General features: G+C 72.2%; 22 protein-coding genes. 9 read left to right on the top strand and 13 right to left on the bottom strand.

Features of this window, described 5'->3' with window-relative positions; translation table 11 throughout:
* Positions 1 to 7: 7 nt before the first annotated feature.
* The 5 genes from ACIBN2_RS13705 to ACIBN2_RS13685 form a co-directional block, all read right to left on the bottom strand.
* Positions 8 to 748 carry a bifunctional DNA primase/polymerase gene (locus ACIBN2_RS13705; RefSeq protein ID WP_399134505.1) on the bottom strand — a complete coding sequence of 247 codons (741 nt, stop codon included), beginning with the start codon at positions 746 to 748 and terminating at the stop codon, positions 8 to 10.
* 38 nt (positions 749 to 786) lie between these two features.
* The gene (locus tag ACIBN2_RS13700; protein WP_399134504.1) at positions 787 to 1,449 is read right to left on the bottom strand and encodes a TetR/AcrR family transcriptional regulator; all 663 of its coding nucleotides are present in this window, start codon (positions 1,447 to 1,449) and stop codon (positions 787 to 789) included.
* 24 nt (positions 1,450 to 1,473) lie between these two features.
* On the bottom strand, positions 1,474 to 2,469 hold the full coding sequence (locus ACIBN2_RS13695) for a small ribosomal subunit Rsm22 family protein (RefSeq protein WP_399134503.1): 996 nt from the start codon (positions 2,467 to 2,469) through the stop codon (positions 1,474 to 1,476).
* Positions 2,470 to 2,535: 66 nt separating this feature from the next.
* On the bottom strand, positions 2,536 to 3,711 hold the full coding sequence (locus tag ACIBN2_RS13690; RefSeq protein WP_399134502.1) for a serine hydrolase domain-containing protein: 1,176 nt from the start codon (positions 3,709 to 3,711) through the stop codon (positions 2,536 to 2,538).
* Positions 3,663 to 4,958, bottom strand: a complete 1,296-nt coding sequence (locus ACIBN2_RS13685) for a multidrug effflux MFS transporter (protein ID WP_399134501.1) — start codon at positions 4,956 to 4,958, stop codon at positions 3,663 to 3,665. Before ACIBN2_RS13685 ends, ACIBN2_RS13690 begins: the two co-directional genes overlap by 49 nt.
* 96 nt (positions 4,959 to 5,054) lie before the next feature.
* Here ACIBN2_RS13685 and ACIBN2_RS13680 point away from each other — a divergent pair, with 96 nt between their 5' ends.
* Both ACIBN2_RS13680 and ACIBN2_RS13675 read left to right on the top strand, forming a co-directional pair.
* Entirely contained in the window at positions 5,055 to 6,092 is a 1,038-nt protein-coding gene (locus tag ACIBN2_RS13680) for a Gfo/Idh/MocA family protein (RefSeq protein WP_399134500.1), read from the top strand.
* 94 nt (positions 6,093 to 6,186) lie between these two features.
* On the top strand, positions 6,187 to 6,957 hold the full coding sequence (locus tag ACIBN2_RS13675) for an SDR family oxidoreductase (protein WP_399134499.1): 771 nt from the start codon (positions 6,187 to 6,189) through the stop codon (positions 6,955 to 6,957).
* A 241-nt stretch (positions 6,958 to 7,198) separates the two neighbouring features.
* On the opposite strand, the gene ACIBN2_RS13670 is transcribed toward ACIBN2_RS13675, so the two are convergent.
* Positions 7,199 to 8,350 (bottom strand): D-alanyl-D-alanine carboxypeptidase family protein, encoded by a 1,152-nt coding sequence (locus ACIBN2_RS13670; protein ID WP_399134498.1) that lies wholly within the window; start codon positions 8,348 to 8,350, stop codon positions 7,199 to 7,201.
* Between the two features lie 200 nt (positions 8,351 to 8,550).
* Here ACIBN2_RS13670 and ACIBN2_RS13665 point away from each other — a divergent pair, with 200 nt between their 5' ends.
* Both ACIBN2_RS13665 and ACIBN2_RS13660 read left to right on the top strand, forming a co-directional pair.
* Positions 8,551 to 10,023: an ABC transporter permease gene (locus tag ACIBN2_RS13665; protein WP_399134497.1), complete on the top strand. Its 1,473-nt coding sequence runs from the start codon at positions 8,551 to 8,553 to the stop codon at positions 10,021 to 10,023.
* Positions 10,024 to 10,120: 97 nt separating this feature from the next.
* The gene (locus ACIBN2_RS13660) at positions 10,121 to 10,816 is read left to right on the top strand and encodes an ABC transporter ATP-binding protein (RefSeq protein ID WP_399134496.1); all 696 of its coding nucleotides are present in this window, start codon (positions 10,121 to 10,123) and stop codon (positions 10,814 to 10,816) included.
* Positions 10,817 to 10,835: 19 nt separating this feature from the next.
* Here the strand turns inward: ACIBN2_RS13660 and ACIBN2_RS13655 are convergent, their stop codons facing one another.
* The gene (locus ACIBN2_RS13655) at positions 10,836 to 11,816 is read right to left on the bottom strand and encodes an aldo/keto reductase (protein ID WP_399134495.1); all 981 of its coding nucleotides are present in this window, start codon (positions 11,814 to 11,816) and stop codon (positions 10,836 to 10,838) included.
* Between the two features lie 69 nt (positions 11,817 to 11,885).
* On the bottom strand, positions 11,886 to 12,212 hold the full coding sequence (locus ACIBN2_RS13650) for a nuclear transport factor 2 family protein (RefSeq protein WP_399134494.1): 327 nt from the start codon (positions 12,210 to 12,212) through the stop codon (positions 11,886 to 11,888).
* Positions 12,213 to 12,345: 133 nt separating this feature from the next.
* Here ACIBN2_RS13650 and ACIBN2_RS13645 point away from each other — a divergent pair, with 133 nt between their 5' ends.
* The 4 genes from ACIBN2_RS13645 to ACIBN2_RS13630 all read left to right on the top strand — a co-directional run bounded on the left by ACIBN2_RS13645 (position 12,346) and on the right by ACIBN2_RS13630 (position 15,692).
* Positions 12,346 to 12,876, top strand: coding sequence for a DoxX family protein (locus ACIBN2_RS13645; protein WP_399134492.1), 531 nt, complete (start codon positions 12,346 to 12,348; stop codon positions 12,874 to 12,876).
* A gap of 22 nt (positions 12,877 to 12,898) precedes the next feature.
* The gene (locus ACIBN2_RS13640; RefSeq protein WP_399134491.1) at positions 12,899 to 13,321 is read left to right on the top strand and encodes a MazG-like family protein; all 423 of its coding nucleotides are present in this window, start codon (positions 12,899 to 12,901) and stop codon (positions 13,319 to 13,321) included.
* Between the two features lie 94 nt (positions 13,322 to 13,415).
* Positions 13,416 to 15,023, top strand: coding sequence for an AMP-binding protein (locus ACIBN2_RS13635; RefSeq protein ID WP_399134490.1), 1,608 nt, complete (start codon positions 13,416 to 13,418; stop codon positions 15,021 to 15,023).
* A gap of 96 nt (positions 15,024 to 15,119) precedes the next feature.
* Positions 15,120 to 15,692 carry a MarR family winged helix-turn-helix transcriptional regulator gene (locus tag ACIBN2_RS13630; RefSeq protein WP_399134489.1) on the top strand — a complete coding sequence of 191 codons (573 nt, stop codon included), beginning with the start codon at positions 15,120 to 15,122 and terminating at the stop codon, positions 15,690 to 15,692.
* Between the two features lie 19 nt (positions 15,693 to 15,711).
* On the opposite strand, the gene ACIBN2_RS13625 is transcribed toward ACIBN2_RS13630, so the two are convergent.
* Both ACIBN2_RS13625 and ACIBN2_RS13620 read right to left on the bottom strand, forming a co-directional pair.
* A complete protein-coding gene (locus ACIBN2_RS13625; protein WP_399134488.1) occupies positions 15,712 to 16,431 on the bottom strand; it encodes a gamma-glutamyl-gamma-aminobutyrate hydrolase family protein in 720 nt (239 codons plus the stop codon).
* The gene (locus tag ACIBN2_RS13620) at positions 16,428 to 17,918 is read right to left on the bottom strand and encodes an aldehyde dehydrogenase (protein ID WP_399134487.1); all 1,491 of its coding nucleotides are present in this window, start codon (positions 17,916 to 17,918) and stop codon (positions 16,428 to 16,430) included. The genes ACIBN2_RS13625 and ACIBN2_RS13620 overlap by 4 nt, the downstream gene beginning before the upstream one ends.
* Before the next feature lie 126 nt (positions 17,919 to 18,044).
* Here ACIBN2_RS13620 and ACIBN2_RS13615 point away from each other — a divergent pair, with 126 nt between their 5' ends.
* Positions 18,045 to 18,755 carry a type 1 glutamine amidotransferase gene (locus tag ACIBN2_RS13615; RefSeq protein ID WP_399134486.1) on the top strand — a complete coding sequence of 237 codons (711 nt, stop codon included), beginning with the start codon at positions 18,045 to 18,047 and terminating at the stop codon, positions 18,753 to 18,755.
* 69 nt (positions 18,756 to 18,824) lie between these two features.
* On the opposite strand, the gene ACIBN2_RS13610 is transcribed toward ACIBN2_RS13615, so the two are convergent.
* The 3 genes from ACIBN2_RS13610 to ACIBN2_RS13600 all read right to left on the bottom strand — a co-directional run bounded on the left by ACIBN2_RS13610 (position 18,825) and on the right by ACIBN2_RS13600 (position 22,015).
* A complete protein-coding gene (locus tag ACIBN2_RS13610; protein ID WP_399134485.1) occupies positions 18,825 to 20,303 on the bottom strand; it encodes an APC family permease in 1,479 nt (492 codons plus the stop codon).
* 180 nt (positions 20,304 to 20,483) lie between these two features.
* Positions 20,484 to 21,089: a TetR/AcrR family transcriptional regulator gene (locus ACIBN2_RS13605; RefSeq protein WP_399134484.1), complete on the bottom strand. Its 606-nt coding sequence runs from the start codon at positions 21,087 to 21,089 to the stop codon at positions 20,484 to 20,486.
* A gap of 80 nt (positions 21,090 to 21,169) precedes the next feature.
* Positions 21,170 to 22,015 (bottom strand): fumarylacetoacetate hydrolase family protein, encoded by an 846-nt coding sequence (locus ACIBN2_RS13600; RefSeq protein WP_399134483.1) that lies wholly within the window; start codon positions 22,013 to 22,015, stop codon positions 21,170 to 21,172.
* Between the last annotated feature and the right edge of the window lie 2 nt (positions 22,016 to 22,017).

The raw sequence follows: 22,017 nt of genomic DNA, 5'->3' as shown, positions 1-22,017 counted from the left end.
CCGCGACTCAGCGGCGCAGGGGCCAGGCCTCGCTCGCGTGGCCTGCCTCCGCGCCGGCGTGGCGGCCACACTCGTCGGTGAGGATCTCCAGCAGGGTCAGCGGGTCCGGCAGGGGGTGCTCGGGGCCGCGCACCCAGTGCACGGCCGCGCCGTCGTCACCGGGCAGCCGGGCGGGCGGTACGAGGACGTAGGACCCGCGGCAGTGCCAGCGCAGTCCGGGGTGCTCGTCCATCGTCTCGGGGTGGCAGTCCAGCTCGCAGGGCCACCACTCGTCCTCGTCCTCGGGGGTGCCGCGGGTGAGGGTGAAGAACAGGAGCCGGCCGTCGTCGCTCTCCGCGACGGGGCCGACCTCGATGCCGGAGGCGAGCAGCCGCTGAAGGGCCTGCAGGCCCGCCTCCACGGGTACGTCCAGCACGTCGTGCACCATGCCGGTCGCGGTGATGAAGTTGGCCAGCGGCTGGTGCCGGGCCCAGCGCTCGATCTGCGCGCGGTCGGTGGTGGACTGCGTCTGCCAGGCGAACGACACCGGGTGCCGGGCCGGGGTGGGACAGCCCACGCGGTCGCAGGAGCATCCGTAGCCGGGGGCGGGATGGGCGGCGGGGGCGAGCGGCAGGCCCGCTCCGGCGGCGGCAACCAGCAAGGCCTCACGGTCGCCGTCGTCGGCGCCGTCCTCCTTCGGGCGGCGTCCGCGCAGCCACTGGGAGAGCTTGCCCTGCCGGCCGGTTCGGCCGCCGAACTCCGCGCTCATCAATCTCCTCGCCTTGCCGTCGTGCGGACCAGCATGCCCTATGGTCCCACCGGACCGCGCTCCGGGGTGCCAGAAGGGACATCCCGGGTACGGGGGGCAAGACCGTGCAGGGCGTACTCGACGAGGGTGTCGGTGTACTCGTAGGAGATCGGTCCCGTGTGCTGGAGCCAGCGCTGGGCCAGGGGGGAGACGAAGAGTTCCAGGGCGATGCGCGGGTCGACCTCGGGGCGGACCTGGCCGGCCTGCTGTGCGGAGCGCAGCCGGGCGGCGTACAGCTGGAGCGAGGGTTCGAGGAGCTTGGCCACGGACTCCCGGCCGAGCCGCTCGTTGACCAGGCCCTCGGCGGCCAGCGCCCGGGAGGGCACCTCGAACCTGGGGTCCTTGAGCTGGTCGACGGTGACCCGCAGCACGGCCTTGAGGTCGGCCGCGAGATCGCCCGTGTCGGGGATGGCGTACGGCTCCTGGCCAGCCTCCCGCGCCGCCTGCGCGCTGAGGTCGAGGAACGCCTCCAGCAGGACGTCCGCCTTGGACCCCCACCACCGGTAGATGGTCTGCTTGCCGACGCCGGCCCGTGCGGCGATGCCCTCGATGGTCGTCTTCGGGTAGCCGATCTCGCCGACCAGCTCGAGGGCCGCGTCGTAGATCGCGCGACGGGACCTCGCGCTGCGGCGGGTGGCGTCGGGGCTGGGCTTCTTGACCATGGTCCGACGGTATCGTTCCGCGGCCTACGGCTCCTGCGCGTGCGGCGGCCAGGCGTCTCCCCAGTCCGCGTCCCGCGCCGCCTTGTACAGGTCGCCGTGGCGCTTGGTCACCGTCGTACGGCTCAGCCGCTCATCCGGCTCGCACAGCTCCATCAGGACCTGCCCCTTGCGGATCTGCGGCCGCCGGACGACGCGGGAGGCCGCGGGCGCGACCGGGAGGCGGGTGGCGGCGACATAGCTGAACTTCTCGTCCTCGTACGCCAGGGAGCCGCTCTTGACCCGCCGGTGCAGGGAGGAGCGGCTGACCCGGGCCGAGAAGTGGCACCAGTCCTCGCCGGGCACGATCGGGCAGGCCGCGCTGTGCGGACAGGGCGCGGCGATGTGGAAGCCGGCCGCGATCAGCCGGTCGCGGGCCTCGATGATGCGGGCGTAGCCACCGGGGGTACCGGCCTCGACGATCACGACGGCCCGGGCGGCGGAGGCGGCGGCGTCCACGAGCGCGGCGCGGTCGGCCTCGGTCAGCTCGTTCAGCACGTAGGACACGGTCACGAGGTCGGTGTCGTCGAGACCGAGGTCCTTGCCGATCCGCGCCCGCCGCCAACCGGCCCGCTGCAGCGCCGGGTTGGCGGCCGCGATCTCCCGGCCGAGGGCGAGCGCGGGTTCGGCCCAGTCCAGCACGGTGACACTGCGCCCGCCGGACCAGGTGGCGCTGACGGCCCAGGTCGCGGCGCCCGTCCCCCCGCCGACATCGACATGGCTCTTCGGCACCCAGCCCGGCACCGCGTCGGCGAACGCCCCCAGCGCGGCCCGCACCGCCTCGAACGTCGCCGGCATCCGGTACGCGGCATAGGCGGCCACGTCCGCACGGTCGCGCAGGATCGGCGCATCGGTGGGGGTGGCCCCCCGGTAGTGGGCGATGAGCCGCTCGACGGCCTGCGCGGCCCGCTTGGGCGGAAGTCCGTCGAGCAGGGTGGCGAGGGCGCTTCGCAGGGTCTCGGCCGGGGATACGGGGGCGTTCACCGGGCGATTCTAAAGGGGCTCGTCTTCCCGGTGCCGGTCAGCGTGTTTCCGCCCCCGGCAACGGCGCTACACAGGTCGAACGGCCCGAGCCATCCGCGTCGCCGCCGCGGCCCGAGGCCGGCTGTCACTCCGCCGCCGAACGGGATGCACCGCGTTCGCGAGGAGCACCAGAAACGTCCCCGTCTCCGGGTCCAGGACCATCGACGTTCCCGTGAACCCGGTGTGCCCCGCGGCCCCGCGCCCCGCCAACTCGCCCATGAACCACGGCTGGTCGATCGCGAAGCCCAGCCCCGGAGGGGTCAGCAGCAGCTCCACGAAGTCCGCGCCGAGGATGCGGGCAGGGCCGTAGGAGCCGCCGGCGAGCAGCGTGCGGCAGAAGACGGCGAGGTCCGCGCCGGTCGAGAAGATGCCCGCGTGGCCCGCGATCCCGCCGAGCGCCCACGCGTTCTCGTCGTGGACGACGCCTCGCACCATCCCCCGGTCGGTCTTGGCCCACGGCCGGCGCTGGTCCTCGGTCGCGGCCGCGCCGGGGCAGGGCCCGAAGTCGGTGGACAGCATGCCCAGCGGCCGGGTGATCCCGTCGTGGATCAGGACGTCCAGGGTGCGGCCGGTGCTGCGCTCCAGGACGAACTGCAGCAGCAGGAAGTTGAGGTCGGAGTAGGTGTACGTGCCGGGCACGCCGACCGGTGTCTCCGCGCGTAGCACCGCGAGCCGCTCGTTGTCGTCCGCGCAGTCGTAGAGCGGGAGTTCGGGGCGCAGCCCAGAGGTGTGGGTGAGCAGCTGGCGCACGGTGATGCCGTGCCGGGAGGCCGCGACGAACTCCGGCAGGTACGCGCCGACCCGGGCGTCGATGCCGAGGGTGCCGCGCTCGATCTGCTGCACGGCGGCGACCGCGGTGAACAGCTTGGTGAGGGAGGCCAGGTCGAAGGGGGTGTCGACGGTCATGGGGACCCGTGCCCCGGCGGGCAGTTCGACCCCGCGGTCCCGCTCGGCGTCGTAGGCGGTGTACCGCACGGCCCAGCCCGCCGCCTCCTCGACGGCGATCACCGGGCCGCGTCCGGCGACCACGACGGTGCCCGCGGCCCAGGGCCGCTCACCGGTGGTGAGGTCGTGGACCTCCTGGACGAGGTGGCGGAGTTCACCGCGGTCGAGGCCCGCCCGCTCGGGGCTGTCCCTGCGCAGTCTCGGTGCGCTCAGCTCTCTGCTCCCTCCGCGTTCGCACGCCCGTTCCAAGTACGGCACATTCCCACGAAGCAGGCCAGCGCCACCAGTGCTGCGGCCAGTTGGACGACGGCCATCGGGACGGCGGTGTGCTCCCCGGCGATCCCGACGAGCGGGGAGGCGACGGCGCCGATGAGGAACGAGGACGTGCCGAGCAGTGCGGACGCGGAGCCGGCGGCGTGCCTGGTACGCATCAGGGCGAGGGCCTGGGCGTTCGGCAGCGTCATCCCCATCGCGGACATCAGGACGAACAGGGCGGCGGCGACGGGCCCGAGGCCGACGGCGCCGAGGACGCCGGTGGACATCAGCAGCAGGGCCGTCGAGGCGGCGATGACGACGGCCAGTCCGAGGCCCAGCACCCGCTCCAGGCGGACCCTGCCGACCAGCACCTTGCCGTTGATCTGGCCGACGGCGACCAGCCCGACCGAGTTCAGGCCGAAGAGCAGGCTGAACGTCTGCGGGGAGGCGCCGTAGATCTCCTGGATCACGAAGGGCGAGGCCGCGATGTAGGCGAACAGGGAGGCGAAGGCGAAGCCGCCCGTGAGCATGAAGCCGGTGAAGGGGAGGTCGGCGAGGAGGCCGCGCATGGTGTGCAGGGCCTCGCGCACGCCCCCGCCGTGTCGATCCCGCTCGGGCAGGGTCTCGGGCAGCTTCGCCCACACCAGCGCGGTCAGCGCCGCGCCGACGACCGTGAGCACCACGAAGACGCCCCGCCAGTCCGTCACCCGCAGGATCTGCCCGCCGATCAGCGGCGCGACGATCGGGGCGACCCCGCTGATCAGCATGAGGGTGGAGAAGAAGCGGGCCATCAGTACGCCGTCGTAGAGGTCGCGGACCACGGCCCGCGCGATGACGATGCCCGCCGCGCCCGCCAGTCCCTGCGCGAGCCGGAAGGCGACCAGTACCTCGACGGTCGGCGCGAAGGCGCACAGGACGGTCGAGACGACGTAGGCGACGAGGCCGGTCAGCAGTGGGCGGCGGCGGCCCCACCGGTCGCTCATCGGGCCGGCCACCAACTGTCCGAGCGCCATGCCGAGCAGGCAGGCGGTGAGGGTGAGCTGGACGGTGGCCGCGGGCGCGTGCAGGGAGCCGGTGACCTCCGGGAGCGAGGGGAGGTACATGTCCATCGCCAGCGGGGGCGTGGCGGTGAGACCGCCGAGGATCAGGGTGACGAGCAGTCCGGTGCGGCGGACGGCGGGAGCGGCCGGTTCGTGTTCCGCTCCGGCCGCCCGCTGTATGTGTGCCGTCGAGGCCCCCTGCTCGGCCATGCGCCCCTCCCTCTCCGTGTCGTCCGCGACCTATGCTCTCAGCTCGCACACAGTGCCGAATGCCATACGAGTGCCATGACGAGGGCGGGGTCCGGGATGACGGCGGAGAGACTGCGGTGGGGGATCCTCGCGACCGGCGGGATCGCCGCCGCGTTCACGGCGGATCTGATCGACCTGCCGGACGCGGAGGTCGTCGCGGTGGCCTCGCGGACCGAGGCGTCGGCGAAGACGTTCGCCGAGCGGTTCGGGATCGAGCGGGCGTACGGCGACTGGGCCTCGCTCGCCGAGGACACGGACATCGATGTCGTGTACGTCGCCACCCCGCACTCGGCGCACCGCGAGGCCGCGGCCCTGTGCCTGGAGGCCGGGCGCAACGTGCTCTGCGAGAAGGCGTTCACCCTCAACGCCCCCGAGGCGGAGGAGCTGGTGGCGCTGGCGCGCGGCCGCGGGAGCTTCCTGATGGAGGCGATGTGGATGTACTGCAATCCCCTCGTACGGCGCCTGAAGGAGCTGGTCGACGACGGCGCGATCGGTGAAGTGCGCAGCGTGCAGGCCGACTTCGGGCTGGCGGGGCACCTCTTGCCGGAGGCGAGGAATGGGATGCTGCCGCCCACCCACCGGCTGCGCGACCCCGGGCAGGGCGGCGGCTCGCTGCTCGACCTCGGCGTCTACCCGGTGTCGTTCGCGCAGCTGCTGCTCGGTGAGCCGACGGACGTGGCGGCGCGGGCGGTGCTCTCCGAGGAGGGCGTCGACCTCCAGACGGGCGCCCTGCTCGGCTTCGGCGGCGGCGCGATCGCCTCGGTGCACTGCTCGATCGTCGGCGGTACGGCCACCTCGGCGTCGGTCACGGGCTCCAAGGGCCGGATCGACGTTCCGTACGGCTTCTTCTTCCCGGACCGTTTCGTGCTGCACCGCGACGGCCGGGACCCCGAGGAGTTCGCGGCCGCCCCGGCCGACGGCCCGCGCAACAGCCTCAAGCACGAGGCGCGGGAGGTGATGCGCGCCCTGCGGGCCGGCGAGACCGAGTCCCCGCTGGTGCCGCTCGACGGCACGCTCGCGGTGATGCGGACGCTGGACGCGATCCGGGACCGCATCGGCGTCCGCTACCCGGGCGAGGCCGTCACGCCGGCCTGAGCCCTCGTACGGCGGACGCCCTCGCATGGCGGACGACCTCGTATGGCGGACGTCCTCGTCCCGCATGCCGGACGCTCGCCTACGCTGCGGGGCCATGAATGCCATGCACACGGAAGAGCAGCCGAAGACCGCGGTCGTGACCGGAGCCGGCTCCGGCATCGGACGGGCGGTCGCCGTGGAGCTGCTGCGCGCGGGCTGGTCGGTGGCGCTCGCGGGACGGCGCCCGGCGACCCTGGAGGAGACGGCGGCACTCGTGCCCGGCGCGGCGTCACTCACGGTACGGACGGACGTCTCGCGGCCGGAGGAGGTGGACGCGCTGTTCGCCGCCACCGTCGAGCGGTTCGGCCGGCTGGACCTGCTGTTCAACAACGCGGGGACGTTCGGCCCCGGCGGGGTGCCGGTCGAGGAGCTGCCGTACGACGCCTGGCGGCATGTGGTGGACACCAACCTCAACGGGGCGTTCCTGTGCGCGCAGGCGGCCTACCGGCAGATGAAGGAGCAGGACCCGCAGGGCGGGCGGATCATCAACAACGGCTCCATCTCGGCGCACACGCCCCGGCCGCGTTCCGTGGCCTACACGGCGACCAAGCACGCGCTGACGGGGCTGACCAAGGCACTGTCCCTGGACGGGCGGCCGTACGGCATCGCGGTCGGGCAGATCGACATCGGCAACGCGGCGACCGACATGACCTCCCGGATGCAGACCGGAGCGCTGCAGGCCAACGGCGAGATCGCGCCCGAGCCGGTGATGGACGTCGCCGACGTGGCGCGCACGGTGCGGCACATGGCCGAGCTGCCGCGGGAGGCGAACGTGCAGTTCGCGACCGTCCTGGCCACCGCGATGCCCTACGTCGGGCGGGGCTGACGTTCGCCCGCCGGTACTCAACTCATCAACTTGCACAAACGGAATATGAACGTCCGGGCCATAGCGGCCGGTCGGGCGCTTATGCTCGAATCACCTCCACAGGAGCTTCACACTTGGAGGACCCTCGTTCCGAAGACCTGACCGAGGGGGGAGACGGCAGCCGTTCCACCGCACCGGGTGGGGGTGGATCTCGCGTGGGACCGCGAGAGAAGCACCGGTGGATGGAACGGCTGCCGCATGTTCAGCCCGCGTGCCGGCCGCCGCTGCCCCGCATCCGCCTGCGCAGCGCCCACACGCCGCCCGCGAGCAGGACGACCGTGCTGCCCGCGCCCTCCAGCAGCCGCCAGGCGGACGGGCTGCCGGACGGCGTGCCCGGCGCTCCGGCAGCCGCCCGGGCGTTCGTGCGCGTGGGGGTCGCCAGCGCCCCGCCCTCGCTGACCGGCTCCACCAGCGTGCCCACCGCCTTGGCCGAACTCCCTTTCCCGAAGCCCCAGTCGAGCAGCGCGGCCGTCTCCTCGTAGACGGCGTTGTAGCCGCTCTTGGGATGCATCACGGTGACCAGCAGGGTCCGGCCGCCGCGGGTGGCGGCGCCGGTGAAGGTGTTGCCCGCGTTGCTGGTGAACCCGTTCTTGACCCCGATCAGCCCGTCGTACGTCTTCAGGCCCCAGGCGCCCGTGAGCAGGCGGTCGGTGTTCTGGATCTGGAAGCTCTTCCTGCCGCCCGCCGGGAAGTCGGCGGTCCTGGTGTGGCAGTAGGCGCGGAAGTCGGCGTTCTTCAGCCCGTGCCGGGCGAACAGGGTGAGGTCGTAGGCCGAGGACAGCTGGCCCTTGTGGTCGAAGCCGTCGGGGCTGACGACATGGGTGTCCAGCGCCTGCAGGTCCTCGGCCTTGGCCTGCATCTCGGCGACCGTCTTCGCCACCCCGCCGTTCATGTGGGCGAGCACGTGCACGGCGTCGTTGCCGGAACGCAGGAAGACGCCCTGCCACAACTCCTCGACGGTGTAGGTGATCCCGGGCCTGATCCCGACCAGGCTGGAGCCCGAGGGGATGTCGGCCAGGTCGGCCGCGGTCACCTTGTGCCGGTCGGTGCGGTGGAACTTGTTCAGCACCGTGTCGGCGAACAGCATCTTCAGCGTGGAGGCGGGGGCCAGGCGCCGGTGCGCGCCGAAGGAGGCGAGCACCTCTCCGCTGTCGCCGTCGGCGACGATCCAGGAGCTTGCGGTGAGTTTCTCCGGCAGACCTGTGACATCGCTCACCTGAATTCCCGCGCGGGCAAGTCGCCCACCGCCGACGACGGCGCTCGCGGCGGAAGCAGGGGCCGCCGCGGCGAGCGGAACGGCGGCAGCGGCCAGCCCTAGAGCGGCACGCCGGGTCGGCGGAGAGAAATCGTGCATCCCGGGACCGTACACCGCACCCAACAGGAGCTTCCTGGCAGTAGGCCGTCGGGAGCATAAGAATTGCCTGTCTTACGGAATTCTGACCAGGAACCCGGCTTTCTCAGCTCTGACACACCTTCTACTCAGTCCCGCTCAAAGGTTTCTCCCTAGCTTGTGGCAGCGCCCACAGAGGGCGCCAAGAACCTTCGAGGAACGGGATGTTTGGCATCTATCTCAAGCGCGAACTGGGCCGGAGAAAGAAGGCGGCTCTGGTCATCGCACTGGGTCTGGCGCTCGGTATCGCTCTGGTCATCACCGTCAACTCGGTGTCGGCCGGCATGACTCAGGCGCAGGACAAGGTCCTCAAGTCGCTCTACGGCCTCGGCACCGACATGACGGTGACCAAGGCGCAGTCGGCTCCCCAGGCGGGCAGCTCGCAGGGCCCGAACTTCAAGTTCGGGGCGAAGGCGAGCGGCAGCAGCAAGCAGAGCTCCGACCGCGTCATGACGCAGGGCGGTCAGGCCCTGTCGTCCTCGCTGGTCGGCAAGGTCGCCGCGCAGCAGGGCGTGTCCGCCGCGGTCGGCGCGATCGCCCTGAACGTCACCAAGGTCGACGGCTCCTTCACCCAGGGCAAGGCGAAGACGTCCACCTCCGGCTCCGCTCAGCAGGGCGGCCCCGGCGGCTCCGGCAGCGGCGGCGGAAGCGGTCAGCCGCAGGTCCAGGGCGGCGGCGCGTCCTTCAACGTCAACTCCTACTCGGTGGCCGGCGTCGACGTCACCGACCAGGGCCTCGGCCCGCTGGCCACGTCGAAGATCACCTCGGGCAGGACGTTCACGGCCGCGCAGACGAACGCCAAGGTCGCGGTGGTCAGCTCGTCGTACGCCAAGTCGAAGAAGTACAAGGTCGGTTCGACCTTCAAGGTCTCCGGCACCACGTACACGGTCATCGGCATCGCGACGCCCGACAGCAGCGAGTCCACCACCGACGTGTTCCTGCCGCTGAAGCAGGCGCAGACCCTGGCCGGCTCGAAGAACAAGGTCACCACGATCTACGTCAAGGCCACCGACTCGAAGCAGATCGCCGCCGTCAAGAAGACGATCCAGAAGAACATCTCCGGTACGACGGTCACCACCTCCGCCGACCTCGCCTCCACGGTCTCCGGCTCGCTGTCGACGGCCTCGAACCTGGCGGCCGGCGTGGGCAAGTGGCTGTCGATCGCGGTGCTGGCCGCCGCCTTCCTGGTGGCCGCGCTGCTCACCTCCTCCGCCGTCTCCCGGCGGGTGCGCGAGTTCGGCACCCTGAAGGCGCTCGGCTGGCCGAGCCGCAAGGTGACCCGGCAGGTCGTCGGCGAGTCCATGGTCAACGGCCTGATCGGCGGCGCCCTCGGCATCGCGCTGGGCCTCGCGGCCGCCTACGCGGTCACCGCGATCAGCCCGAAGCTGACCGCGCAGCTCGGCAGCACCGGCGGCGGTGGCGGCATGGGCGGTCCCGGTGGCAGCGGCCCGGGCGGCGGTCCCGGCGGGCAGTCCGCCTCCGGCACCATGCAGATCGCCCTGACCGCCCCGGTCTCCTTCACCACCATCGCGCTCGCGGTGGCCCTGGCGGTCACCGGCGGTCTGATCGCCGGCGCGATGGGCGGCTGGCGCGCCTCCCGCATGCGCCCGGCGGACGCGCTGCGCAGCGTCTCGTAACACCCGCCCCCGATCCGGGGCGCCGCCTCCACTCCCCCCGGGACGCGGCGCCCCCACCCCTGCTTCCCTCACGCCTGCTTCCCTCACGGAGAAACCCATGTACAGACTCACCGGCGTCACCAAGCGCTACACGCGCGGCAAGGAGACGGTGGAGGCGCTGCACGGCGTCGACCTCACCATCGAGGACGGCGACCAGCTCGTCATCCAGGGCCCCACGGGTGGCGGCAAGTCCACCCTGCTGCAGATGATCGGCGGTCTGGACCGGCCGACCGAGGGCGCCGTCGAGCTGGACGGGGTGGACCTCGCCCGCATCGGCGAGGCGAAGCTGACCCGGCTGCGTGCCGAGAAGATCGGCATCATCTTCCAGTCGTTCAACCTCATCCCGACGCTGACCGCCCAGGAGAACGTCGAGACGGCGCTCGTCCCCCTCGGGGTGAAGCCGGCCGAGCGCCGGGAGCGCGCGGCCGAGGCCCTGCGCTCCGTCGGTCTCGGCGAGCGCCTCGGTCACGCGCCCTCCGAGCTCTCCGGCGGCCAGCAGCAGCGCGTCGCGATCGCCCGCGCGCTGGTCAAGAAGCCGAAGGTGCTGCTCGCCGACGAGCCCACCGGCAACCTCGACGAGGGCACCCGGGACGACATCATGGGCCTGCTGGAGGGCCTGTGGCACGAGTACCGGCTGACCTTCGTCATGGTCACCCACGACTCGTCCATCGCCCGCCGCGCCCCGCGCCTGGCGACCATCGAGGCGGGGCGGCTGACGCTGACCGAGCAGTACGACGGTCACGCCGTCCGCTGACCGCGCCCCGGCGGACCGCTCACCTGCCGAGTATCCGGTCGACCTCGGCCAACTGCCCGGCGGTGAGCGGTCCCTTCGCGATCGCACCCGCGTTCTGTTCGGCCTGGTCGACCGAGCGGAAGCCCGGGATCGGCACGGTGCGCGGGCTGCGGGCCCACAGCCAGGCCAGGGCGCCCTGGGCGAGCGTACGGCCGCCGCTGGTGAGGATCTCCCGGAGCGCGTCGATCCGGGCGACCCAGTCCGCGTCCGCTCCGGAGCCCTCGCTGAAGCCCTGCAGCCACGCCGGCGGCCTGCTGCGGATGTCGCCCGCCTCCAGGGCCCCTTGGCGCTTGCCCGCCAGCAAACCCATGGCCAGCGGGCTGCGGTTGATGCTCGCCAGTCCCCGCTCCTCGCACAGCGCGAGCATGCCGGGCGCGTCGTCCAGCACGTTCAGCGCGTGCTGCACGGCGGCGCAGTGCTCCCCTTGCGCGAACACGGCGGCGCGGGCGGGGTCGTCGGTGCTCCACGCGTAGGCGCGGATGAGCCCCTCCCGTACGAACTCCTCGCACTGGTCCCGGAGTTCGGCGGCCCGCGCGGGATCGGCGTCGGACAGGTGCAGCTGGTAGAGGTCGACGTGGTCCGTGCCCAGCCGCCGCAGCGACGCGGTCAGCGCGCGGCGGGCGTAGCCCGGGGTGTCATCGCTGCCGGTCAGGGTGCGGGTCTCCTCGTCGAAGACGTTGCCCCACTTGGTGGCGACGACGACGTCCGCGCGCCGCTTGCCGAGCGCCCGGCCCAGCACGCGCTCGCTGTGCCCGGCGCCGTAGGTGTCGGCGGTGTCGAAGAAGGTCACGCCGAGGTCCAGGGCGCGGTGGATCGCCCGCACGGACTCCTCGTCGTCGACCTTGCCCCAGCCGAGAGGCTGCCCGTCCCGGTCGGACCACTCACCGCCGATCGCCCAGCAGCCGAAGCCGAGCGGGCTGACGTCGATACCGCTGCGTCCGAGGGTTCTGTTCGTCTCCATGCCCACAGACGCTAGGAGTTGGAGCGCACACCAGGACAAGCCCTCGTAGGGACGCTTCTGAAAAAATAGCTACGCCTGCCCGGTCTCGAAGCGGGAGATCCGGCCGTCGTCGCCGACCGTGAAGCTCCACCGGGTGCGCATCTCACCCCAGGTGTCGTTGCGGTAGTGGGCGAGGAGGGCGCGCCCGCCCTGGGACTCGTTGTCGACGTCCAGGTGACCGTTGGAGGAGAAGATCTCCCGGTCGATCCACTCGGTGAGTTCGCGGTCGGAGCCGTCGTCCGACATGGTCGCGTCCTCCGAGAGGAGGGACAGGAAGCCGTCGCGGTCGTGGGCGTTGACGGCTGTGACGAAGGCGCGGACGACCGGATCGCTGAGTTTGGCTGGCTGAATCGTCATGCCAGTCAGACTCACACCGCACGCTCTGGGCCGCCACCCGAACGGCGGCGCGCGGGCAGGTGCGGGGGTGTCGGAGATGCGACGGTGGAGAACGCGGAGGGAACTGTTCCTGCTGCCTGTTCCGGGAGAAACCATGAGCTGTTACGACCGGCGTGATCTGGGGCTGCTGCTGCTCCGGCTGAGTACCGGCGGCGTGCTGGTGGCGCACGGCGCGCAGAAGCTGTTCGGCTGGTTCGGCGGGCACGGGCTGGAGGGGACCGGACAGTACATGGAGTCCGTCGGCTATGCGCCGGGCCGGGCGAGCGCGACGGCGGCGGGACTCGCGGAGACCGGCGGCGGCGCGCTGCTGGCGGTGGGCCTCGCGACCCCGGCGGCGGGCGCGGCGGCGGCCGGCGCGATGGTGGGCGCGTCGGCGGTGCACGCCCCCAACGGCTTCTTCGCCATGGAGGGCGGCTACGAGTACGCCGCTTCCCTGGCCCTCGCCGCCACCGGCCTCGCGGTCACGGGTCCCGGCCGCCTCTCCCTCGATCACGCCCTCGGCCATGTCGTGGACCGCGGCTGGATGGTCCCGGCCGCCCTCGGCGCGACGGCCGCCGCCACCGCTCTGGTCGTGGGCGCCCGGAACAGAAGGCTGCAGAAGGGGAAGCGGGACGAGCAGGAGTGAGGCGGGTGGGCAGGCTGGGCGCATGACCGATCAGCCCCCTTCTCCTTCTTCTCCTTCTTCTCCTCCTTCTTCTTCTTCTCCTCCTCCTTCTCCTCCTTCTCCTCCTTCTCCTCCTTCTCCCGGCATCTGGCCCGCCATCGACGAACTGTGGGAGTGGCTGGACGCCAACCGCGCCCACGGCGGCGACGAGGGTCTCCTCCTGCGCGTGCTCAAGCTGTCGGAGGAGGTCGGTGAGGTCGCGCAGGCGGTGATCGGGGCGACGGGGCAGAACCCGCGCAAGGGGGTCACGCACACGTGGGAGGACGTCCAGGGGGAGCTCTGCGACGTGGTGATCACCGCACTGGTCGCGCTGCGCACGCTCACCCCTGAGGCCCGCGAGGTGTTCACGCGCCACCTGGCGAAGGTCACCGCACGCTCCCTCGGACCGTCCGCCGCCGGCAACTGACCTTCAGCCCACGGGGACTGGGCCGCGGGCCCGGGTCCTGGATACTGACGCCGTGGCCGACCGACCACGGCACGCGGGACCCCGGGGGGCTGACATGGTGTCGACGTCGTACTGGCCGGGCGAGCCCGGCGACGAGGAACTGCTGGACGACACCGTCGGATCGCTGCTGCGCGGCGCCGCCCGGCGCGCACCGGACACGGTCGCCCTGGTCGAGGGGGTGGCCGATCCCGCCGAGCGGCGCCGGTGGACGTACGCCGAACTGCTCGCCGAGGCCGAGCGCGCGGCCCGCGCCCTGCTCGGTCGCTTCTCGCCGGGAGAGCGGGTCGCGGTGTGGGCGAACAACATCCCGGAGTGGGTGATCCTCGAACTCGCCGCCGCGCTCGCGGACATCACGCTCGTCACGGTGAACCCGGCACTGCGCGCGGCGGAGTTGCGGCACGTGCTCGGCCACTCCCGGGCGGCCGGCGTCTTCCTGCTCCGCGAGTACCGCGGCAATCTTATGGCGCGGACCCTGGCCGACATCCGCACGGACCTGCCCGGCCTGCACACGAGCGTGCTGTTCGAGGACTGGGCGGAGTTCTGCGCCGAGGGCTCCGGCGACCGTGAACTGCCCGCGGCCGGCCCGCTGTCACCGGCCCAGATCCAGTACACCTCGGGCACGACCGGCCTGCCCAAGGGCGTGGTCCTGCACCACCGCGGCATCACCAACAACGCGCGCCTGGCCTACGTCCGCACCTTCGGACTGCGGCCGGGCGAGGCCCAGCTCAACCCGATGCCGCTGTTCCACACGGCGGGCTGCGTGCTGGCCACCCTCGCCGCGATCAGCAGCCTCGGCACCCAGGTCCTGCCCCCGCACTTCGACCCGGGCCTGATGCTCGAACTCACCGAGTCCGAGCGCTGCGCGGTCATGGGCGGGGTGCCGACGATGCTCCTCGCCATGCTCGAACACCCGGCGCTCCCCCGCACCGATCTCTCCTCCCTGCGCTACATGCTCTCCGGCGGCGCCTCCGTCCCGCCCGAGCTGGTCCGCCGGGTCGAGGACGCCTTCGGAGTGCCGATGTGCGTCATCTACGCCCAGACCGAGGCGTCCCCGGGCATCACCATCACCCGGCTCGACGACACCCCCGAGGACCGCGCCCACACGGTCGGCAGGCCGCTGCCGCTGACCGAGGTGAAGATCGTGGACGCGGCGGGCACGGTCGTGGCGCCGGGTGTCACCGGCGAGCTGTGCACCCGCGGCTACCACGTCATGACCGGCTACCTCGACGCCCCGGCCGAGACCGCCGCCGCCGTCGACACGGACGGCTGGCTGCACACCGGCGACCTCGCCTCGATGGACGAGCGCGGCTACTGCCGTATCGACGGCCGCCTGAAGGACATGATCATCCGCGGTGGCGAGAACATCTACCCGCGCGAGATCGAGCAGGTCCTGACCGAGCACCCCGCCGTCGCCGAGGTCGCCGTCGTGGGCGTGCCCGACCCGGTCTGGGGCGAACGCGTCGCCGCTTTCATCCGCCTCGCCCCGGGCCGCACAGCGGCCGACAAGGAGCTCTTCGACCACGTCCGCGCCCATCTCGCCCCGCACAAGACCCCCCGGTCCTGGGTCTTCGTCGAGGCCTTCCCGCTGACCGGCTCGGGCAAGATCCGCAAGAACGTGCTGCGGAAGGAGTACGTGGCGGGGCGGCTTCAGGAGGGCTGCTGAGCCCGGGTACCACCCGGAACCGCTCCGGCCCGCTGTCGTCACGGAAATCCACGGTTCCGTACAATTTGGATCCGAACGACACCGAGGAGTGTGCCCGTGCCCGGCCAACGATCCATCACGCAAGCCGAGAAGCTGGCGGAGGCCAAGCTCGGCGGTTTTTCCATCCGTCATGAGCAGATGGCCGTCGTCGCGAACATCTACCGTGCCGCGTCCGCGGTCCGCCAGCACCTGGAGAACTCCGTGCTGCGCGGTGCGGACCTGACCTGGACGGCGTTCGTCGTGCTGTGGGTGGTCTGGGTCTGGGGCGAGTCGGAGACCCGGCACGTGGCGGAGGAGGCGGGGATCTCCAAGGGCACGCTCACCGGGGTCGCGCGCACCCTGGAGAAGCGCGGCCTCGTGCGGCGGGCCGGTCACCCCACCGACGGCAGGCTGGTGCTGCTCAGCCTCACCGACGAGGGCGAGGAGCTGATGCGGCGGCTCTTCCCCGCGTTCAACGAGGAGGAGGCGTTCGTCGCCTCGCGGCTCAGCGACGAGGAGTGCCGCGGCATCGCGCAGGGGCTGCGGCAGGTGGTGCTCCAGGTCGAGGAGGAGGGCGAGGAGCGCCGGCTCGCCCTCCTCGACGGGGCGCCGCCCGCCCCGCGCCGCAGCGGGCGCCGCGCGCAGGGCTGAGAGCTGAGAGGGGCCGGGGTCAGCCCCGGTCGCCGGCGGCCCGTACCAGCGCGTCGAAGAGGCCCTGCTGGGCGGGGTCCTCGTGGGCGGTGTCCTCCGGGTGCCACTGGACGGCGGTGAACCACCCGGCGGAGCCCGGCAGTTCGAGGCCCTCCACGGTGCCGTCGGCGGCGCGTGCGGTGACCGTGAGTCCGGCGCCTGTGCGGCTGATCCGCTGGTGGTGGTAGCAGGACGCCTCCACCTTCTCCTGCCCCGTCGCCTGTGCCAGCAGGGTGCCGTGCTGGATCGCCACCGGGTGCACGACGTGCCGGTGCTCGCCCTCCGGGCCGCCCATGTCCTGCTCCAGGGTGCCGCCGAGGGCGACGTCGACGACCTGGAGGCCGCGGCAGACCGCCAGCAGGGGCAGGCCCAGGTGCAGTGTGTGACGGGCGAGTTCGAGGTCGAAGTCGTCCTGGACGTCGTCTACGTCGTAGACGCTGTCGTGGGTGTCGGTGGCGCCGTAGCGGTGCGGGGCGAGGTCGCCGCCGCCGGGGAGCAGCACGCCGTCGAAACGGGCGAGCCGGCCGGCCACGTCGCCGGGGGCGGGGTGGATGCTCGCCGGTTCTCCGCCGGCCCGCCAGACGGCCTCGATCAGGGCGCGGGCGTTGACCTCGGCGGCGTAGCGCAGCGCGGAGGTGGTGGCGGCGAAGCGGGCGGGGATTGCGATCAGGGGGCGCGCGGACGTGCTCGTACGGCTCACAGCTGGATCCAGGTGGTCTTCAGTTCGGTGTACTTCTCGATGGCGTGGGCGGACTTGTCGCGGCCGTTGCCGGAATGCTTCATGCCGCCGAAGGGGACGGTCAGGTCGCCCTCCTCGTAGCAGTTGACCCAGACCGTGCCGGCCTTCAGGGCGCGGGAGACCCGGTGGGCGGTGGACAGGTCGGAGGTCCACAGGCCGGCGGCGAGTCCGTAGTCGGTGGCGTTGGCCAGCCGTACCGCCTCCTCCAGGTCGTCGAAGGCGAGGACGGACAGCACCGGGCCGAAGATCTCCTCGCGGGCCAGCCGCATGCCCGGGTCCACCCGGTCGAAGACGGTGGGCTGGAGGAAGCTGCCGCCGGTTCCGGTGTCCGTGCGCCCGCCGCCGGCGCGCAGCCGTGCGCCCTGTTCGACGCCGGTGCCGATGTGGCCCAGGACGCGTTCCAGGTGGCGTTCGCCGGCCATGGCGCCCATCTCGGTCGCCGGGTCGAGCGGGTCGCCGACCCGCAGCTCCCCGGCCCGCGCCACGATCGCGTCGGTGACGCGGTCGGCGACCGAGGAGTGCACGAGCAGCCGGGAGGGGGCGGTGCACATCTCGCCCTGGTTGAAGAAGATGCCCCAGGCGGCGGTGGCGGCGGCCTTCTCCAGGTCCGGGGCGTCCGGGAGGATGATGTTGGGCGACTTGCCGCCGAGTTCGAGCCAGACCCGCTTGAGGTTGGAGTCGGCCGCGTAGTGCAGGAAGTGCCGGCCGACGGCGGTGGAGCCGGTGAAGGCCAGGACGTCCACGCCGGGGTGGAGACCGAGGGCGCGGCCGGCCACCGGGCCGTCGCCGTTCACCACGTTGAGCACGCCCGGCGGCAGCCCTGCCTCGGTGGCGATCCGGCCGAGCAGCAGGGCGGACAGCGGGGAGTTCTCCGAGGGCTTCAGGACGACGGTGCAGCCCGCGGCGAGGGCGGGGGCGACCTTCCAACCGGCCAGCGTCAGAGGGAAGTTCCACGGTACGACCGCGCCGACGACGCCCGCCGGCTCCCGGGTGACCAGCGCGAGGGCGTCCGGGGCGGTGTGCGGCGACTCGTCGGTCAGCTTGTCGGCGAGCTGGCCGTACCAGCGGAACGTGTTGATGACGGCTCGCAGTTCGATGGCGTACGCGTCCGTGACCGGCTTGCCCATCTCCAGGCTGATCGTCAACGCGAGCTCGGCGCGCCGCTCTTCGAGCAGGTCGGCGACGCGCAGCAGGAGGCGGCCGCGGTCGGCGGGGGCGAGGCGGGGCCAGGGTCCGGAGTCGAAGGCGCGGCGGGCGGCGGCGACGGCCGCGTCGATCTCTGCCGCGCCTCCGTCGGCGACCTGGGTCAGCACCTGGCTGTCGCGGGGCGAGACGGCGGCGAAGGCCGCACCTCCGCCGCCCTCGTCGGCGCCGTCGATGTGATGCACGCCGGACAGCTCCAGTGCCTTGGCTCGGCGCAGCCACTCCTCGTGGGTGATGTCCAGCATGGGGTCCTCCGGCAGTCGTCGATCGCTCTCATTTATTTGATCCCAAACGATATGATGCGAGGGCAGCCATCACAAGAGTTCACGGACCGCTGCGGCCGTCCGCGAACCCCGGGAAGGAGCCCGCCCGTGCGCGCACTCGTCATCCAGCACGACCACGTGACCGACCCCGGTCCGGTCGGGGCCCGGCTCGTGGAACGCGGCTACGACCTCACCGTCGTGACCGTCGTGCCCGAGGACCGCCACCACGCTCCGGACGTGACCTTCGACTTCCCCGCGGCCGACCGCTGGGACCTGGTCGTCTCGCTCGGCGCGCCCTGGTCGGTGTACGACGAGAGGGCCGTCGGCCCGTGGCTGCCCGGCGAACTGGCCCTGCTGCGCAAGGCCCACCACCTCGGCGTCCCGGTCCTCGGCGTCTGCTTCGGCGCCCAGGCGCTGACCACCGCGCTCGGCGGTTCGGTCGAGGCGTCGCCGAGTGCGGAGATCGGCTGGGCCGAGGTCGACACCGACGATCCCTCGCTGATCGGTCCCGGTCCCTGGTTCCAGTGGCACTACGACCGCTGCATCCTGCCGCCCGGCGCGAAGGAACTGGCCCGCAACGCGGTGTGCCCGCAGGCGTTCCGGGTCGGGCGCAGTCTGGGGGTGCAGTTCCATCCGGAGATCACCGCGGCGACGGTGGGGCTGTATCTCGAGAACGGGGGCACGGAGCAGTGCCTGGAGAACGGGGTGGACCCGGCTGCGCTGCTCGCCCGTACGCGGGAGCTGGAGACGGTGGCCGGGGAGAACGCCTACCGGCTGGTCGACGCGTTCCTTGAGCAGGTGGCGGGGGCGGAGGGCTGACGGTTCGGGGGGGGGTGCACCGGTACATCGGTGCACCCCCCGGGGCGTTGCGGGGCGGGAGCCGCGTGCTCAGGCCGCCTCGGCGGCCGGGACGGCCTCGGTCGCCGGCCTGTCGCGGGTGACGCGGTCGGCGGCCACGCCCAGGATCAGGACCGCCGGGACCGCCAGGCCCAGCCAGGTCGCGGTGGCCGAGCTGCCGCCGATGAGGGTGGTGAAGTTGGCGAGGATCAGCCAGATCGCGCCGGCGATGCCCAGGGCGCCGAGGACGGGGGCGATCAGGGTGTTCCAGGGGCGGGTGTCCAGGCGTTCGCGGCGGAAGAAGACGACCACCGAGACCGAGGTCAGGAAGTACAGGAGCATGATCGCCAGTACGGCAACGCCGCTGAACCAGGAGAACAGGGTCAGCACCGGGTCCTTGCCCAGCAGGGCGAAGGGCATGACCAGCAGGACGGCGACCACGGTCTGCACGACACCGGCCGTCCACGGGGAGTGGCGCTTGTTGAGCTTGCAGAGCCCGCGGGGCAGCAGCCCGTCGCGGCCGAGGGAGAACAGGTAGCGGTTGGCGGAGTTGTGGAAGGCGAGGATGCCGGCGAAGAGGGAGGTCGCGAGGAGGACCGGCAGGACGTCGCCCGCCCAGCCGCCGAACAGCGCGGTGATCGGCGCGAAGACCCAGCCCGAGGCGTCGCCGCCCGCCAGCGCCTTGCCGGCGTCGGCGGTGGCGTGGGAGGCGCCGTGGGCGGAGACCAGCATCCACGAGGTGAAGGCGAAGAAGAGGCTGATGGCGACGACGGAGAGATACGTGGCCCGGGGCACCGTCCTGCGGGGCTCGCGCGCCTCCTCGCCGTAGATGGCGGTCGCCTCGAAGCCGAACATGGACGCCACGGCGAACATCAGCGCCACTCCGGGAGCGCCCTGGAGCGCCGCGCCGGGCGAGAAGCTGCCGGAGAAGTCCAGGCCCTGGGGGCCGCCGCCCTTGAAGAAGGTGACCAGGGAGAAGACGAACAGGATGCTGAACTCGGCCAGCACGAACACGGCCAGCACCTTGGCGCCCATCTCGATCCCGGCCGCGCCGAGGAACTGCACGATCGCCATGGTGGCCAGGACGAAGACCCACCACGCGATGTGCACGTGCGCGTAGTGCTGGACCAGGCCGCTGACGATGTTGCCGTAGAGCCCGTACATCGCGGCCTGGATCGCGCAGTAGGCGAAGAGGGCGACACCGGCGCTGCCGGAGCCGACGGGCCGGCCAAGGCCCTTGCCGATGTACGTGTAGAACGCGCCGGCGTCCACGACATGGCGGCCCATGGCGACGAAGCCGACGGAGAACAGCAGGACGACGAGGCCGGCCACGACGTACGCGGCGGGCACTCCGGCGCCGTTGCCGATGGCGACGGCGATGGGCACGGCCCCGGCGATGCCGGTCAGCGGCGCCTGCGCGGACAGGACGAAGAAGAGGATGCCCAGCACCCCGAGGGAGTTGGGTTTGAGCCGGCCTGCCGTGGAGTCGTCCTGTGTCGTCTGACTCCTCGGGACGGTTTGACTGTCCACACGGATCACCTGCCTGGGGAGGGAAAGGGGATTGTTTAGAGCCAAACGAGTTGCCCCATAGTGGGCCGGAACTATCCAGATGACAAGGGGGGCAGGCGGTGATTTTTCCGTGTCGAAACGTGCGCCGGAACGGGCGACGGCCCCGGACGCGGAAGGTCCGGGGCCGTGCGGGGACGCAGGTCAGTCGCCGTTGGCGTCGAGCTTGCGCAGCAGGGAGCGCAGTTCGTCCAGCGCGGCGACGGTGACCTCGGGCTCGCCGAGGACGAGCTGGTGCAGGACGAGGCCGTCGAGCGCGGCGAAGACCAGCCGGGCCAGCCCCTTGTCGGCGCCCGCCGGCAGCATGCGGCTCAGCTCCCGCTGCGTGGCGTCGAAGTACTCGTCGTACAGCTCGCGCAGCGGCGGCAGCAGCTCGGGACGGCGGCGCGACTCCAGCAGCAGCTCGTACTGGAACGCCTGGAGGTCCGGATCCGCCGTGACCATCTCGGGCACCCCGGCAGCGAAGTCCGCGACCTTGCCGGTGCCCGGTTCGAGGGCGCTGGTGCTCAGCGAGGTGCGGATCGTGTGCTCGAGGGTCGCCTCGATGAGCGCGTCGCGGGAGCCGAAGTGGTGGACGACGAGACCGTGGGTGACACCGGCCTCCTCCGCGACCGCCCGGTAGGTGAGCCTGCGCAGGCCGCCGCGCGCCACCACGCGCACCGCCGCCTTCAGCAGGGCCTCGCGGCCCTCGCCGTAGTGCAGGCGCTTGCGCGGCTTCCGGCTCTTGGGTGCGTCGGCGGAGTCGGTCATGCGAGCGACCCTACCGGCGTGGACCCTCCCGCCGGGCGGGCCGGCCGCGGGTCCGGTGCGGAGCCGTCCCGGAGCCGGCATCACCGCTTGGGCGGGCGGATGCCGCGGAACTCCCAGTCGCCGCCGAGCGCGGTGGACAGCACCTCCTCGGACTCGGTGGGCTGCGCGCCGACGTCCGTGCGGATGGCTGTGGGGCCGGTGACGATGTGGTTCGTCAGCCTGCCCAGGCCCTCGACCTCGACCTCGACGACGTCGCCGGGCCGCACCGGGCGGGAGTTGGCCGGCGTACCGGAAAGCAGCACGTCGCCGGGGTAGAGGGTGATGGTGCGGGCGATGTCGGCGACGAGGTAGTGCATGTCCCACTTCATCTCGTCGGTCGAACCGTCCTGCACCACCTCGCCGTTGACGTACGTGCGCAGGCTCTTGCCGTGGAAGTCCCAGTCGGTGACCAGGCCCGGGCCGAGCGGGCAGAGGGTGTCGGAGCCCTTCACGCGGAGCATGGAGCCGGCGTCGGTGTCGCGGAAGTCGTGCAGGCCGTAGTCGTTGGCGACGGTGTAGCCCGCGATGTACTCCCCCGCCTCGGCCGGGGAGATGTTCCGCGCGGTCCTGCCGATGACGATGGCGACCTCGCCCTCGTAGTTGAGCCACTTGCAGCCCTCGGGGCGCACGACGGCGCCCTGGTGGGAGTTGAGGGCCGAGGTCGGCTTGTGGAAGTAGGTCGGGGTGTCCGGCAGGTCGATCCGGAACTCGTCCACGCGGCTGCGGTGGTTGAGGTGGACGGCGATCACCTTGGAGGGCACGACCGGCGGCAGGTGCTGCGCCTCCTCGGTCTTGACGCGGCGGCCGTCCCCGGCGACGAGTTCGTCCCCGTCGACGGTGACCTGGACGGCGGCGCCGTCGAGCAGGATGCGGCGGTATTCGGGCATGT

This window comes from Streptomyces sp. NPDC050534 (genome assembly GCF_044457745.1).
Classification (GTDB): domain Bacteria; phylum Actinomycetota; class Actinomycetes; order Streptomycetales; family Streptomycetaceae; genus Streptomyces.
This window is presented reverse-complemented; position numbering and strand designations above follow the sequence as displayed.

What these genes read in the sequence shown, in the direction of transcription:
- ACIBN2_RS13635 (WP_399134490.1), top strand. Translation starts at nt 13,416, where the DNA reads ATGGTGTCGACGTCGTACTGGCCGGGCGAGCCCGGCGACGAGGAACTG.
- ACIBN2_RS13685 (WP_399134501.1), bottom strand. Translation starts at nt 4,958, where the DNA reads ATGGCCGAGCAGGGGGCCTCGACGGCACACATACAGCGGGCGGCCGGA.
- ACIBN2_RS13700 (WP_399134504.1), bottom strand. Translation starts at nt 1,449, where the DNA reads ATGGTCAAGAAGCCCAGCCCCGACGCCACCCGCCGCAGCGCGAGGTCC.
- ACIBN2_RS13705 (WP_399134505.1), bottom strand. Translation starts at nt 748, where the DNA reads ATGAGCGCGGAGTTCGGCGGCCGAACCGGCCGGCAGGGCAAGCTCTCC.
- ACIBN2_RS13605 (WP_399134484.1), bottom strand. Translation starts at nt 21,089, where the DNA reads ATGACCGACTCCGCCGACGCACCCAAGAGCCGGAAGCCGCGCAAGCGC.
- ACIBN2_RS13670 (WP_399134498.1), bottom strand. Translation starts at nt 8,350, where the DNA reads ATGCACGATTTCTCTCCGCCGACCCGGCGTGCCGCTCTAGGGCTGGCC.
- ACIBN2_RS13675 (WP_399134499.1), top strand. Translation starts at nt 6,187, where the DNA reads ATGAATGCCATGCACACGGAAGAGCAGCCGAAGACCGCGGTCGTGACC.
- ACIBN2_RS13660 (WP_399134496.1), top strand. Translation starts at nt 10,121, where the DNA reads ATGTACAGACTCACCGGCGTCACCAAGCGCTACACGCGCGGCAAGGAG.
- ACIBN2_RS13680 (WP_399134500.1), top strand. Translation starts at nt 5,055, where the DNA reads ATGACGGCGGAGAGACTGCGGTGGGGGATCCTCGCGACCGGCGGGATC.
- ACIBN2_RS13650 (WP_399134494.1), bottom strand. Translation starts at nt 12,212, where the DNA reads ATGACGATTCAGCCAGCCAAACTCAGCGATCCGGTCGTCCGCGCCTTC.
- ACIBN2_RS13600 (WP_399134483.1), bottom strand. Translation starts at nt 22,015, where the DNA reads ATGCCCGAATACCGCCGCATCCTGCTCGACGGCGCCGCCGTCCAGGTC.
- ACIBN2_RS13620 (WP_399134487.1), bottom strand. Translation starts at nt 17,918, where the DNA reads ATGCTGGACATCACCCACGAGGAGTGGCTGCGCCGAGCCAAGGCACTG.
- ACIBN2_RS13655 (WP_399134495.1), bottom strand. Translation starts at nt 11,816, where the DNA reads ATGGAGACGAACAGAACCCTCGGACGCAGCGGTATCGACGTCAGCCCG.
- ACIBN2_RS13645 (WP_399134492.1), top strand. Translation starts at nt 12,346, where the DNA reads ATGAGCTGTTACGACCGGCGTGATCTGGGGCTGCTGCTGCTCCGGCTG.
- ACIBN2_RS13665 (WP_399134497.1), top strand. Translation starts at nt 8,551, where the DNA reads ATGTTTGGCATCTATCTCAAGCGCGAACTGGGCCGGAGAAAGAAGGCG.
- ACIBN2_RS13640 (WP_399134491.1), top strand. Translation starts at nt 12,899, where the DNA reads ATGACCGATCAGCCCCCTTCTCCTTCTTCTCCTTCTTCTCCTCCTTCT.